The sequence below is a fragment of the Marivivens aquimaris genome (assembly GCF_015220045.1).
In the GTDB taxonomy this organism is placed as follows: Bacteria; Pseudomonadota; Alphaproteobacteria; order Rhodobacterales; family Rhodobacteraceae; genus Marivivens; species Marivivens aquimaris.
The window spans coordinates 1,523,307-1,536,473 of sequence record NZ_JADBGB010000001.1 but is presented as its reverse complement, the minus strand read 5'-3'; the positions used below and the strand labels follow the sequence as shown (position 1 = coordinate 1,536,473).

10 protein-coding genes and 2 tRNA genes are annotated in these 13,167 nt (G+C 61.1%); 7 read left to right on the top strand and 5 right to left on the bottom strand.

Going from position 1 to position 13,167, the window contains the following annotated elements:
- Positions 1–16: 16 nt before the first annotated feature.
- Both IF204_RS07635 and IF204_RS07630 read left to right on the top strand, forming a co-directional pair.
- The gene (locus IF204_RS07635) at positions 17–988 is read left to right on the top strand and encodes an XdhC family protein (protein WP_194095917.1); all 972 of its coding nucleotides are present in this window, start codon (positions 17–19) and stop codon (positions 986–988) included.
- The gene (locus tag IF204_RS07630; protein WP_194095916.1) at positions 985–1,977 is read left to right on the top strand and encodes a molybdopterin-binding protein; all 993 of its coding nucleotides are present in this window, start codon (positions 985–987) and stop codon (positions 1,975–1,977) included. Before IF204_RS07635 ends, IF204_RS07630 begins: the two co-directional genes overlap by 4 nt.
- Positions 1,978–2,027: 50 nt before the next feature.
- Here the strand turns inward: IF204_RS07630 and infC are convergent, their stop codons facing one another.
- Positions 2,028–2,543 (bottom strand): translation initiation factor IF-3, encoded by a 516-nt coding sequence (gene infC, locus IF204_RS07625; RefSeq protein ID WP_322743269.1) that lies wholly within the window; start codon positions 2,541–2,543, stop codon positions 2,028–2,030.
- Between the two features lie 450 nt (positions 2,544–2,993).
- Between infC and IF204_RS07620 the strand changes: the two genes are divergently transcribed.
- Both IF204_RS07620 and IF204_RS07615 read left to right on the top strand, forming a co-directional pair.
- Positions 2,994–3,070, top strand: a tRNA-Asp gene (locus tag IF204_RS07620).
- Between the two features lie 29 nt (positions 3,071–3,099).
- Positions 3,100–3,176, top strand: a tRNA-Asp gene (locus tag IF204_RS07615).
- A gap of 200 nt (positions 3,177–3,376) precedes the next feature.
- Here the strand turns inward: IF204_RS07615 and IF204_RS07610 are convergent.
- A complete protein-coding gene (locus tag IF204_RS07610) occupies positions 3,377–5,227 on the bottom strand; it encodes an ABC-F family ATP-binding cassette domain-containing protein (RefSeq protein ID WP_194095915.1) in 1,851 nt (616 codons plus the stop codon).
- A gap of 196 nt (positions 5,228–5,423) precedes the next feature.
- On the opposite strand from IF204_RS07610, the gene ndk reads away from it, so the two are divergent.
- Positions 5,424–5,846: a nucleoside-diphosphate kinase gene (ndk, locus tag IF204_RS07605; protein ID WP_167637988.1), complete on the top strand. Its 423-nt coding sequence runs from the start codon at positions 5,424–5,426 to the stop codon at positions 5,844–5,846.
- Between the two features lie 61 nt (positions 5,847–5,907).
- Here ndk and IF204_RS07600 read toward each other — a convergent pair whose 3' ends face one another.
- The 3 genes from IF204_RS07600 to IF204_RS07590 form a co-directional block, all read right to left on the bottom strand.
- Complete coding sequence (locus tag IF204_RS07600; protein WP_194095914.1) at positions 5,908–6,306, bottom strand: DUF4112 domain-containing protein; 399 nt, start codon at positions 6,304–6,306, stop codon at positions 5,908–5,910.
- Complete coding sequence (locus IF204_RS07595; RefSeq protein WP_167637990.1) at positions 6,278–6,436, bottom strand: YqaE/Pmp3 family membrane protein; 159 nt, start codon at positions 6,434–6,436, stop codon at positions 6,278–6,280. The genes IF204_RS07600 and IF204_RS07595 overlap by 29 nt, the downstream gene beginning before the upstream one ends.
- A 92-nt stretch (positions 6,437–6,528) precedes the next feature.
- A complete protein-coding gene (locus IF204_RS07590; RefSeq protein ID WP_194095913.1) occupies positions 6,529–9,141 on the bottom strand; it encodes a hybrid sensor histidine kinase/response regulator in 2,613 nt (870 codons plus the stop codon).
- 639 nt (positions 9,142–9,780) lie between these two features.
- Between IF204_RS07590 and urtA the strand changes: the two genes are divergently transcribed.
- Positions 9,781–11,070, top strand: coding sequence for an urea ABC transporter substrate-binding protein (urtA, locus tag IF204_RS07585; protein ID WP_194095911.1), 1,290 nt, complete (start codon positions 9,781–9,783; stop codon positions 11,068–11,070).
- Positions 11,071–11,142: 72 nt separating this feature from the next.
- Positions 11,143–13,077, top strand: a complete 1,935-nt coding sequence (urtB, locus tag IF204_RS07580) for an urea ABC transporter permease subunit UrtB (protein WP_194095909.1) — start codon at positions 11,143–11,145, stop codon at positions 13,075–13,077.
- The last annotated feature ends 90 nt before the right edge of the window (positions 13,078–13,167 follow it).

Sequence of the window (13,167 nt, the reverse complement as noted above, 5' to 3'; positions counted from 1 at the left end):
GGGTAGGGAGGCCATCATGACAGACAGAACCGACATCCCCGCGCTTGCGCTGGAGTGGCACAACAGCGGACGCGGTGCCGTGATCGCCACGGTGGTCGAGACATGGGGCTCCGCACCCCGTCCCATCGGTAGCCAGCTGGTCATCGATCGCGACGGCGCGATGGAGGGCTCTGTCTCCGGCGGCTGCGTCGAGGGCGCGGTCATCACCGAAGCCATGGAAGCCGTCGATGATGGCAAGACCCGCCTCCTGGCATTCGGCGTTTCGGACGATCAGGCGTTTGCTGTCGGCCTCGCCTGTGGCGGCCAGATCCGCGTGCTGGTCGAGCCCGTTGGAGGGGACGCGCTGTCCGCTGATCTGCTGAAAGAATTGGTCGACGCCCGCGCCGCCCGTCAGCGGATCGCCTATGTGGCTGATCTGGAAAACGACGACCGCAAGCTGGCGGATGCGTCGGACTACGCCGAGCGATTCCGCAGCGACAAATCGGGCGTCGAGGAAGACGGCAGAACCTTCGTCGCGATCCACAACCCGCCGCTGCGGATGCTGATCGTCGGCGCGGTCCACATCGCCCAGCCGCTCGTCCAGATGGCCCGCGCCTGCGGCTATGATCCCATACTCATCGACCCGCGCCCCGTCTTCGGCTCCGAAGAGCGATTCCCCGGTGAGGTGATCTCCGACGACTGGCCCGACGAGGCGATGGAGGCGCTGGGCCTCGACCCGCGTACTGCCGTCGTCACGCTGACCCACGACCCCAAACTCGACGACCCCGCCATCCGTGCCGCGCTGTCATCGGACGTGTTCTACCTCGGCTGCCTCGGCTCCACGCGGACCCACGCCAAGCGGGTTGAACGGCTTGAGCAGGACGGTTTTTCAGCGGAACAGATCGCCCGCATCCATGGCCCCGTCGGTCTGAACATCGGCGCGAAGTCCCCCGCCGAAATCGCTGTGAGCATCATGGCGCAAGTGACTGAAGTTCTGAGAAAAGCATGAAGTTCGGCCCATCGCCCGTTGCAGAGGCAGAGGGCGCCATCGCTGCCCACTCCATCCGCTTGCCGTCCCGCAAGCTGCAAAAGGGCAAGGAGCTCACGACCGCCGACATTTCCGACCTACAAGAGTCTGGTATCGCGGAGGTCATCGTCGCGCGGCTCGGCCCTGAGGACTTGGACGAGAACACCGCCGCTGAACAAATCGCCGCTGCGCTCGTGTGCGATCCCGACAAACAGAACATCCGCATCACCAAAGCCGCCACGGGCCGCGTGAACCTTCACGCTACCCGCGCCGGGGTCGTCGGCTTCGATCCCGCCCGCATCCACGCCGCCAACGCCATCGACCCGATGATCACCATCGCCACGCTTCCGCACTACAAGCGCGTCGAAGCGGGCGCCATGATCGCCACGGTCAAAATCATCGCTTACGGCGTTGCCGCCGCGAACGTCACCAAAGCCGCCGAAGCGCTGGGCACCGCGATGAACGTCCACTCACCTCGCTACCAAAGCGCCACGCTGATCGAAACGGTGATCGACGGCACCAGCCACAGCGACAAAGGCCGCCGCGCCACGAACACGCGTCTCTCGCGGCTGGACGTCGCCCTGACGCCCCGCATCAAAGTCCCCCACAAAACCGAAGCCATCGCAGAGGCCATCAAACAGGCCGAAGGAGAGGTCATCCTGATTCTGACCGCCTCGGCCACCTCCGACATCGCGGACGTGGCCCCCAGCGCTGTTAGATTGGCTGGAGGCGCCGTCGAACGCTTTGGGATGCCCGTCGATCCGGGAAACCTGCTATTCATCGGTAGCTACAAAGGCCGCCCCGTCATCGGCCTTCCGGGGTGCGCGCGCTCGCCCGCGCTCAACGGCGCCGACTGGGTGCTGGAGCGGACGCTCTGCGGGATCGAGGTCACGGACGCGGACATCGCCGCAATGGGGGTAGGCGGCCTCCTCAAGGAAATGCCCACCCGACCAAAACCGCGCAGCACATAAACAAAAGGCCGCCCCAAAGGCGGCCTGTCGTTACTGCAAGAGAACCAAGATTACTTGGCCAGCGGTCCGATCATCATGACCATCTGGCGGCCTTCCATCTTCGGCATGTTCTCGACCTTGCCGTTCTCTTTCACGTCTTCAGAGATACGCTGAAGCAGCTCGCGACCAAGATCCTGGTGAGCCATCTCGCGACCACGGAAACGCAGAGTGACTTTCACCTTGTCGCCGTTGTCGAGGAACTTGAGCACATTGCGCATTTTGACTTCGTAGTCGTGGACGTCGGTTCCCGGACGGAACTTGACCTCTTTGACTTCGATGACCTTCTGCTTCTTGCGCGCCTCGGCCTCTTTCTTCTGGGTCTCGTACTTGTACTTGCCGTAATCCATGATCTTGCAGACCGGCGGCTTCGCGTTGGGCGAAATTTCTACCAGGTCGAGACCGGCTTGTTCGGCCATATCGAGAGCTTTCTCGGGCGTCACAACACCTACGTTTTCACCCTCAGCGCCGATCAGGCGAACTTCGGGGCAACGGATGCGATCATTGATGCGGGGTCCAGTGTCACGCACCGGCGGTGCGTTATGAGGTCTACGGGCTATGGCCTTTGTCCTTTTTATAGTCAACGAATTTTGGCGTGCAAACTAGTGCCGGTGCACCGCTTAGGCAAGCCGCAAAAGCGGATTCGCCAGTATAAGAGCACCGATTTGCCTAGATTTCTGCGCGTCGCGCTACGGCGCACGCCGGCGCCGCTGTTAGGGGACGATATAGGGGCAGACAGGGCCGGTTTCAACCTGCCTTGTTTTCTTGCAGTTTTCCCGACCGGATCTGAAATCCGCTGAATTTCCAGAAAATCACCATTGCCATAAAGCCCTGAAACAAAGAGATTTTTGGCCGTTTCCAAATGAATTCATCATCCGGTTCGATTTGTTGCACTTTTTTGTCAGAGGGCGCTTGACGCCACCCCGCACTCCGCTTAGAAGGCCCCACATCCGGTGACACACCGGACAGCACATAGGCGAGCGGTTGTAGCTCAGTTGGTTAGAGTACCGGCCTGTCACGCCGGGGGTCGCGGGTTCGAGCCCCGTCAACCGCGCCACTGCTGAACAAAGTGTCACGAAGAAGAGTGCGGTTGTAGCTCAGTTGGTTAGAGTACCGGCCTGTCACGCCGGGGGTCGCGGGTTCGAGCCCCGTCAACCGCGCCACTTCTTCTTCAAAAAGCGCCTACGGTTCGCCGTAAGGCGCTTTTTTGTTTTTGACGGTCAGAACGCAAAAGGGGCTCTGCCCCTCGGCCTGCGGCCTCACCCCGAGGTATTTTTGTCAGAATGAAGAGGCAGGCTCTGCCTTTGTGCCGCAAATATCCCGGGGGAGCGCGAAGCGCGGGGGCAGAGCCCCCTTCACGCTATCAGCTTTCAGCTTCCTCGAGTTTTTCGAGCGCTTCCATCCATAGCGCTTCTGCGCGCTCGGTGGCATCCACCGCTTCGGCCCATTTGCGGTTCAGCTTTTCCAGCTTGGCACTGTTGCTGTCTTCATAGAGCGCAGGGTCGGCCAGCTCACTCGCCACGCGGTCGCGAATCTCGTTGATCTTCTCGATGCGTTCTTCGCATTTGCGGACCTCGGCGCGGAGGGCGAGGATCGTGTTGCGGTCGGCTTTTTGCGGTTTGGGCTTTGGAGCGGCGGTTTTCTCGGCCGGTTTGTCCGAGGACAGCAGCATCTTGCGGTAGGCATCGAGGTCGTCGTCGTAGGGCGCGACCTGGCCGTCTTTCACCAGCCACAGGCGGTCGGCCACGAGGCTGAGAAGGTGCATGTCGTGGCTAACGAGGATGACGGCACCGTTGTAAGCGGTCAGCGCTTCGACCAGAGCCTCGCGGCTCTCGATGTCGAGGTGGTTGGTGGGTTCGTCGAGGATCAGCAGGTGAGGCGCGTCCAGCGTGGCGAGGAGCAGCGACAGGCGGGCCTTTTGACCGCCGGAGAGGCGGCCGACTTCGGTTTCCACCTGCGCGGCCATCAGGCCGAATCCGGCGAGGCGGGCGCGGAGTTTGGACGGCGTCTGGTCGGGCAGTTCGCGTTGGAGGTGCTGGAGCGGGGTTTCTTCAATCCGTAGCTCGTCTACTTGGTGCTGGGCGAAGAACCCGATGCGGAGTTTGCTGGACGAGACCTTCTCGCCCTCCATCAGTTCCAGACGGTCGGACAGCAGCTTTGACAGGGTCGATTTGCCTTCACCGTTGCGGCCCAGAAGCGCAATGCGATCGTCCTGATCGATGCGCAGGTTGAGGCGGGACAGGACAGCTTTGCCGTCGTAACCGATCTTGCCGCCTTCGACGCGGATGATCGGCGGGGATAGCGGTTCGGGCGAGGGGAAGGTGAACACGGTCCGCGCGGCGTCTTCGGGCACGCGGATGGTCTCCATCTTCTCCAGCATTTTCACACGGGACTGGGCTTGTTTGGCCTTGGTCGCCTTGGCTTTGAAGCGGTCGACGAAGGATTGCAGGTGGGCGCGCTTGGCGTCCTGCTTCTTTGCTGCCTGTTCCAAAACGGCACGCTGTTCGGCGCGCTGGCGGACGAAGCTGTCGTAGGTGCCTGTCCAGTAGGTGAGTTTCTTGTCATTGAGGTGCAGGATGCCCGTCACCGAGCGGTTTAGCAGTTCGCGGTCGTGGCTGACGATAACGACCGTATGCGGGTAGCGCGTCAGGTAGTTCTCCAGCCAGAGCGCGCCTTCGAGGTCGAGGTAGTTGGTCGGTTCGTCAAGGAGCAGCAGGTCAGGCTCCGAGAACAGCACTGCCGCCAGCGCGACGCGCATCCGCCAGCCGCCCGAGAAAGCGGAGCAGGGCATCTTCTGCTCTTCGTCGGTGAACCCGAGGCCCTTCAGGATCGAGGACGCACGGGCTTCGGCGCTCCATGCGTCGATGTCGGCAAGGCGGGTCTGGATTTCGGCGATGCGGGTGCCGTCGGTCGCGGTCTCGGATTCCGCCATCAGCGCGGCGCGTTCGGTGTCTGCTGCCAGCACGGTGTCGATCAGCGACACTTCGTTGCCGGGAACTTCCTGACTGACGCCGCCGATCCGCCACCCGCGCGGCAGGTCGATGTCGCCTGTGTCGAGGTGTAGCTCTCCGCGGATCAGCTTGAACAGTGTCGTCTTGCCGGTGCCGTTACGCCCGACGAGACCGACCTTGTGGCCGGTAGGAATGACAGCAGAGGCGTGCTCGATCAGAACACGGCCTTCGATGGAGTAGGAGATATCGTCGAGGCGTAGCATGGCTTGCTGCTAGCAGGTTCGCATTTGCTGGGAAAGAGGCCCCGCACCCCCGAGACGCACAGTGGAAATGCGTCATTTGCGTGAAGTTGCCGAACCAGCCGCGTTTGAACGCTTTTCTTGAGCGCTGACACATGTTAGGGCAGCGCCAATTTCCAACCCGCCCCCGCACGTGGGGCCGCTGCATATAGAGGCTAACATGGCTGTCGAACGCACCCTCTCGATCATCAAACCCGATGCCACCGAGCGTAACCTGACCGGCAAAATCGTTGCCAAGTTCGAAGACGCTGGCCTGCGCGTCGTCGCTTCGAAGCGTATCCACCTGACCCCGGCTCAGGCTGGCCAGTTCTACGCTGTTCACGCTGAGCGTCCGTTCTACGGCGAACTGTGCGAATTCATGGCGTCGGCTCCGGTCGTAGTTCAGGTTCTGGAAGGCGAAGGCGCCATCTCGAAGAACCGCGAAGTCATGGGCGCAACCAACCCGGCAGACGCTGCTGAAGGCACCATCCGCGCTGAATTCGCAAAGTCGGTTGGCGAGAACTCGGTACACGGTTCGGACGCTCCGGAAACCGCTAAAGAAGAAATCGCTTTCTTCTTCTCGGGTCTCGAACTGGTCGGCTAATCGCCGCTTCGATCCGAAGACAAAAGAAAAGCCCGCGAGCATCACTCGCGGGCTTTTTCCGTTATTGGTCCGCCGTTTCGCGGAAGGGAGAGGGTAGCCCGTGCATCCCGTGGAGGAGTTCCACATTACGGCGGTTGGCCTTGAAGCCCACGTCCAGCAAGTCGCCGAGGAGGGGAATCCAACCGATAATCCAGTCGATGCCGATATTCCCGAGCATCTGCGCCAACAGGCGGTTGGATGCGCCCATCTTTCGCGCCTTTGCCAGAATGTAGAGCGACGGGGCCATGGTGAGCGTATCGCCAACACCGGGGACGAGGCCGAGGATCGTATCCCACCCGAAACGGATGCCAGCGATCTTGTACTGGCTATCCATCATACGGGCGATCTTTGTAAGGCGATCCAGCTCGTCAAGCCGCGGCGTGACGATCGGCTCAGTCGCGAAGGATGATGTAGAGGGCATGGATGATCCCCGGAATGTAGCCAAGAAGGGTCAGCAGCAGGTTGATCCAGAACTGGAGGCCAAGGCCGACCTGAAGGAATACGCCGAGGGGCGGAATGAAGATTGCGATAAGTACGCGTACGAGATCCATAATAAGTTCTTCCGTTGGAATTGCTTTGTTGCAGTACCAACGGGGCGACACACGCATTGGTTCCCGTTTTCGTGAGATAGATTTGTGCTGACTTATTCGTCCGCTTCGGCTTGGGCCATTGCCGCGGCCTCGGCCTCGGCGGCAGCGCGTTTGCGGCGGGCGAATTCGCTGCGCAGGAAACGCATGAGCTGCGCATCTTCGAGCGGCTTGGTCATGATGTGCGATGCGCCGACCATTTCGAACTGGCGCATGTCATCGCCCACGACGGCAGCGGTGAGGCCGATGATGGGCAGATCGTTGCCCTCCTCACGGAGTGTGCGGATCAGCTCCGCGCCGTTCATCTCGGGCATGTAGAGGTCGGTAATCAGAACATCCGGCGGGTCCTGATGGATCAGCTCCAGCGCGCGGCGACCCGTAGGGGCGTGGACAACGCTGCCCATGTATTTGCGCAGACGGGCCGAAGTGACCTCGGCCACCAGCGCGTTATCCTCCGCCAGAAGGACACGCAGGCTCGCGAAATCCAGATCGTCCGCGTCGGGATCATCCGCATCGGGCAGGAGCGTGCCGTCGGCCAGCGGCTCGGGCAGGCGGATGTGATAGCCTGCGCCGCCTTCGGGGGCGGGGAAGTATTCCACATGGCCGCCCAGCACGTGAGCAGAGCTTTTGACGATATAGAGCCCAAGGCCGCTGCCGTCGGGACGGTTGCGCGGATCATCACCCGTGCCGCGCTGGAACGGCTGGAACAGACGCTCGACCTGATCGGGTGGAATGCCGACACCGTCATCGCTGATCGACCAGACACCGATGCGGCTGCTGTCCTCGACGTTGTAGGCCGAACGGTAGCTGATGGTGATGGTCGTACATTGCGAGTGGATAATCGCATTGCGTATGAGGTTGCCGAGGATCTGCTTGATACGGACGTTGTCGCCCATGCACAGCTCGTTCGCCCCGTCGCCAAGGCGCAGGCGGATCAGCACCTCTGCCGCCTCGGCCTGCATCTCGAAGGTGTTCTTGATCGACTCGGCCAATTCGAACGGCACAAACGGCACGAGGTTCACAGGCAGGTTCTTTTCGGGATTCACAGCCTGACGCATATCGGTCAGCACGCCGAGAAGCTGGTCGGTCGACTCGCGCAGGCGGGCGTGGAGGCGGTCATAGTCCACCTGCGGCTCGTCCATATCGTCGATCAGCATGGAGATGATCGACGCGGGCGTCCGCAGCTCGTGGCTGATGATCGAGAACAGCTGCTTTTGCTTGTCGTTGTTGCTCGACAGCTCGGCCATCGTCTCGCGCAGGGCTTTTTCCTGAAGGTGTTCGCCCGTCACATCGACCACGAGGCCGAGGATGCTGCGTTCATTCCGCTGGCCGCGCTCGTTCCAGAGAAACAGGCGGAGGGTGCGCGACAGGCTGCTGGTCGGCGAGTCCTTGAGGCGGGCGAGCAGTGTTTTGCTATCGGCGCCATTGCCGAACATCATGTCCCGCAACTCTTCCTGCTGTTCGGGCGGAAACTGCCTCATCATGGAAGTCAGGTCGATTTCGGACCCGAGGTTCAGCATCCGCTGGGTCACGGGGTCGATGCTGACCAGACGGTTCTGCAAGTCGATCGAAAACACGCCGACCCCCGCATTATTGCGGACGGTATTCAGGCGACGGATCGAGCCCATCTGCTTTTCACGCCGGTAATGGTCGTGGCTGCGGATGGCGAGCAGCAGCATGATGATGAAGAACGCGCCGAGCGAGTAGATCTCCAGCACCAGTTCGGCGTGACTTTCGGGCGGCTCGATTTCGATGACGGCTCCGGTCATGCCGATGTAGAACATCAGGCCGACCGTGAGCGTGGGGATCACCAGCGCGAACGGCAAAAGGATTGCCAGCAGACCGCAAAGCGCCAGCGCGTCCCATGTTTCGTCCAGCCGGAAACCATTGTTCCCGAGGATCGCCAGTAGCGGGAATAGCGCGGCATAGGGCAGGGCGCGCACGACGTGTTCTTCGCGCGGAATACGCAGGATGCCGATCAGCAGGCCCATGATGGTGATACCGCCGTAGGCCGATTTGACGAACGCTTCGAAGGTGTAGCCCGCATCCAGCCCGATACTCTGCGCCGCGTTGGGGGAGTGGATGAGCGCTGTGTTGATGAACACAGGCACCATCAGACACAGGAAGAGCGCGAACACAGGCCCCGAGGTAATCGACAGCACAAGGTCCAGCATGAACGGCTCGAACGCGCGGTGCAGCATGACGTGCAACGCGCGGGCACACATGCCCAGAAGGATCGACACCAGCAGGTTCGCGCCAAGCCCGATCCACAGGAGGGCAATGAACTCCGATGTCTCGCCCGCTATGGCATAACCGCGCATCGCGACAAACGGCGTCACGGCATAGACGAGGGCGAAGGTGACGATCGGTATCCAGATATAACGTCGCGGATAGATAAAGACGCCCAGCACCACGGCGACGCCCGCTACGTGTGGATAAAGGTCCGTCAGCGCATCGCCACTATGTTCGATGGTGTGGCCAAGCGTCAGCATGACGACCCAGACCAGCATGAAGATACCGTAGATCAGGCTCAGCCGGACCGGCTTGTCTTCGATCTGTTCGCGGATGCGGTAGATGTGCGAGCGCTCGGTGTCCTGAAACAGATAGAAGTCGGTTGCATCGGTGCGCTTCCGGTTTTTCCTTCTACTCTGGTACTGGCCGAACAACATCAGTTCAGATCCTGGTCACTCTTCGGTGGTTACTGGCACTACCCTAGTCGCCATATCTGCCGACCTAAACACACCCTCAACGGGCTAGGAGCATAACTTAAATACTCCTTGGTATAGATTGGCGGAAGTCTGGCTTTCCGGCGGGCGGCATTGAAATTTCAAGAACATACAAGCCGCTTAATCTATTTATGGGTAATTAGGTGCTTCCTAATCAACCTTTGATTTAAGGTTACAATAACATCGTCTCATGTGCGGATTCGGACATGTGTCTCTAATGTCAGGCACAAAAGGACGAAATTGGCTGACATTTGGCCGTTTTCAAACATCGCGACCTCACGGAACCGTTATCGCAGCGTCTGTTTATTAGGCAGTTTTGCGCATGTTGGTTAATTTTTGAACATGCATTCCTGAATCAAGTTCTCATGATGCGGCGGAATTTGCGCTGCGGACGTACCGTCAGGCACCTTCTGCCGTGCGGGTATCACCGCCCGCCAAAACCGCCGCGCGAAGGGTCAATCCTGGCAGACCACCCCCTTCGACGCGACTTCAGCAACAAGGCTGCAGTCCGACTGTAACCGACCGGCTTCTGTTTGCACAGAGGCCCGGATGGAAGACGGCTGCGCCAACAGGGGACTACCAATGTTCAAGAAATTCATGCTGCCCGCTCTTTCCTCCGCTGCGCTGATCGCCGGCGCGGGCGCCGCTTTCGCCGAATGTGAAGAACCGATCAAAGTCGGCGTCCTGCACTCGCTCTCCGGCACCATGGCCATCTCCGAAACCACCCTCAAAGACACCATGCTGATGCTGGTCGAAGCCCAGAACGCCAAGGGCGGTCTGCTGGGTTGCGAGCTCGAAGCTGTCGTCGTCGACCCCGCGTCCGACTGGCCGCTCTTCGCTGAAAAGGCCCGCGAGCTTCTGACCGTTCACGAAGTCGATGTCATCTTCGGTAACTGGACTTCGGTTTCGCGTAAATCGGTTCTGCCGGTGATCGAAGAACTGAACGGCCTTCTGTTCTACCCGGTCCAGTACGAAGGCGAAGAGTCCTCGCGCAACGTGTTCTACACCGGCGCCGCTCCGAACCAGCAGGCTATTCCGGCTGTCGACTACTTCCTCGAAGAACTCGGCGTAGAGAAGTTCGCGCTGCTCGGCACCGACTACGTTTACCCGCGCACCACCAACAACATCCTCGAAGCCTACCTTCAGGACAACGGCATCGCTGCCGAAGACATCTTCGTCAACTACACCCCGTTCGGCCAGTCGGACTGGGCGACCATCGTATCGGACGTTGTCGCGCTGGGCGCTGACGGCAAGTCGGTCGGCGTGATCTCGACCATCAACGGCGACGCGAACATCGGCTTCTACAAGGAACTTGCTGCTCAGGGCGTTTCGGCAGAAGACATTCCGGTCGTCGCATTCTCGGTCGGTGAAGAAGAACTTTCGGGCCTCGACACTTCGAACCTCGTCGGCCACCTCGCTGCATGGAACTACTTCATGTCGGCAGACACCGAAGAGAACGCATCCTTCATCGAAGAATGGCACGCCTTCATCGGTGACGACGCCCGCGTGACCAACGACCCGATGGAAGCTCACTATATCGGCTTCAACATGTGGGTTCAGGCTGTCGAAGAAATCGGCACCACCGACGTTGACGCTGTCATCGATGCAATGCCGGGTCAGACCTTCCCGAACCTGACCGGCTCGACCGCTGAAATGCTGCCGAACCACCACCTGACCAAGCCGGTTCTGATCGGTGAAATCCTCGCTGACGGCCAGTTCGACATCATCTCGCAGACCGAGCCGGTCGCTGGTGACGCATGGACCGACTTCCTGCCGGAATCGGCAGTCCTCGAATCCGACTGGGTCGATCTGAAGTGCGGCATGTACAACACCGAAACCGAGACCTGCGTCCAGCTGACCTCGAACTACTGATCCTGTGATCACGGGCAGGGGGCGCGCGCCGCCCCTTGCCACCTCCCAAATACCCTTTCAAGGAGACGCGAGATGTTCCGCGCCCTTCTGCTTGCCTGCGCCATGGCGGTTTCGGCTGTCTGCGCATCGGCTCAGGACCTGCAATCGGTCCTTCAGGAAGACCCCTCCCTCTATAACAAACCCTCCCGCGGCACGACCGCCGACGCTGTCGAGGCCCTTCTGGCTTCCGGCGCGGACGATGTCGCCACCTTCCTCGAACGCTGGCAGGCCAAGGATGTCTGGCAACACGAGGATGGCCGCTTCGTCTATGTCACAGGCAGCGATCCCTACACGCTGATCGACATCGATACGGGTGAAGAGATCGGCACCGCCGACAAGGGCCAACTCACCCAGATCAAGCCGAACGCAGGTGTGCGCGGCGTGATCGGCTCTGCGCTGGTGCGTTTCCAGCTATCGGACCCTGATCCGGCCCGTCGTATTGCCGCGCTCGACGCTATCAACCGTGACGGTTCCGCCGAACATCTCGAACCGCTCGCCGCCTCGCTCGAAGGCGAAACCGATCCCGACATCGCCGCCCGCAAGGAGCGCCTGCTATCGCTGCTCACCGCCCGTTTTGGCGACACCACAGAAGCCCGCGTCGAGGCGATCAACTCGCTGGCCGAAGGTGTCAGCCTCGACAGCCGCGCTGCGCTGAACCAGATCCTCACGACCCGTTCCAGCGTTGCCGCTGAAATGCCCGAAGGCACCAACGTCGCCCGCATCCGCAAGGTGGACGATACCTTCACCGTCGATGCCGCCTACGCCGAACTGGCCGCCGCTGGCCTCGCTCCGACGACCGTGAGCGATGCCGATGTGAAATCGGCCCTTACCGCGAACATCGTGAACGGCGAAGTCGCCGGCGTTCTCGTTGCTGACATGGACGATCCCGCCGCCCGCATCCGCGCCTATCAATCGCTCGTTGATGCAGGGCAGGCCGCACCTTTCGTGCCGCCCGCCGACCGTGAGGCCGCCATCAAAGCGCACACCTTCTTTGACGCCTATGTCGAGCCTGACGCCGCCATCACCGACGCCGCCTATGCCGCTATGCGCGACGTAGACCTCAAGGTCAGCGCCATGCAGACCGCCGACATCGCGCTCGATGCGGTCTCGCTGGCGTCGATCTACTTCCTCGCCGCCATCGGCCTCGCCATCACCTTCGGCGTGATGGGCGTGATCAACATGGCCCACGGCGAGTTCATCATGATGGGCGCCTATACCGGCTACGTCGTGCAGCAGGTGATCCCCGATTACACCGTCTCGATCATCGTGGCCCTGCCGCTGGCGTTCTGCGTCACCTTCGCCGCTGGCGTCGCGATGGAGCGTCTGGTGATCCGTCACCTCTACAAGCGCCCGCTGGAGACACTCCTCGCCACCTTCGGCATATCGATCGCGCTCCAGCAGATCGCCAAGAACATCTTCGGCACCCAAGCCCGCCCGCTCACCTCACCCGGTTGGCTGGACGGCGCGCTCGTGTTCAACGACGTGGTCTCCATCAGCTACATCCGGATCGCGATCTTCGTGCTGGCGCTGATCTTCCTCGCGCTGATCCTCTTCGTGCTGAAACGCACCCGCCTCGGCCTCGAGGTCCGCGCCGTCACCCAGAACCCCGGCATGGCCGCGTCGATGGGCATCAACCCCGACCGCATCAACATGCTGACCTTCGGCCTCGGCTCCGGCATCGCGGGGATCGCGGGCGTCGCCATCGGCCTCTATGCCAAAGTCACCAGTGAAATGGGCGCCGACTACATCGTCCAGAGCTTCATGACCGTCGTCGTTGGCGGCGTTGGCAACGTCTGGGGAACGCTCGCGGGCGCCTCGCTGATCGGCTTCCTTCAAAAGGGCATCGAGTGGTTCAATCCGTCCAACACGCTGGCGGCACAAACCTACATGATCCTCTTCATCATCATCTTCATCCAGTTCCGTCCCAAGGGCATCGTCGCCCTCAAGGGCCGCGCGGCGGGGAACTGAGCATGACCTGTCATTCACTCTGGCAAAAATACCTCGGGGGGAACGGGGGGCTGGCCCCCCGTGCGTCCTTGAACGTCCGCGCGAACGCCG

Bases quoted from the DNA above. Each gene is read 5' to 3' on its own strand.
- IF204_RS07635 (WP_194095917.1), top strand. From the start codon at position 17: ATGACAGACAGAACCGACATCCCCGCGCTTGCGCTGGAGTGGCACAAC.
- IF204_RS07630 (WP_194095916.1), top strand. From the start codon at position 985: ATGAAGTTCGGCCCATCGCCCGTTGCAGAGGCAGAGGGCGCCATCGCT.
- IF204_RS07610 (WP_194095915.1), bottom strand. From the start codon at position 5,227: ATGCTACGCCTCGACGATATCTCCTACTCCATCGAAGGCCGTGTTCTG.
- ndk (WP_167637988.1), top strand. From the start codon at position 5,424: ATGGCTGTCGAACGCACCCTCTCGATCATCAAACCCGATGCCACCGAG.
- IF204_RS07600 (WP_194095914.1), bottom strand. From the start codon at position 6,306: ATGCCCTCTACATCATCCTTCGCGACTGAGCCGATCGTCACGCCGCGG.
- IF204_RS07595 (WP_167637990.1), bottom strand. From the start codon at position 6,436: ATGGATCTCGTACGCGTACTTATCGCAATCTTCATTCCGCCCCTCGGC.
- IF204_RS07590 (WP_194095913.1), bottom strand. From the start codon at position 9,141: ATGTTGTTCGGCCAGTACCAGAGTAGAAGGAAAAACCGGAAGCGCACC.
- urtA (WP_194095911.1), top strand. From the start codon at position 9,781: ATGTTCAAGAAATTCATGCTGCCCGCTCTTTCCTCCGCTGCGCTGATC.
- urtB (WP_194095909.1), top strand. From the start codon at position 11,143: ATGTTCCGCGCCCTTCTGCTTGCCTGCGCCATGGCGGTTTCGGCTGTC.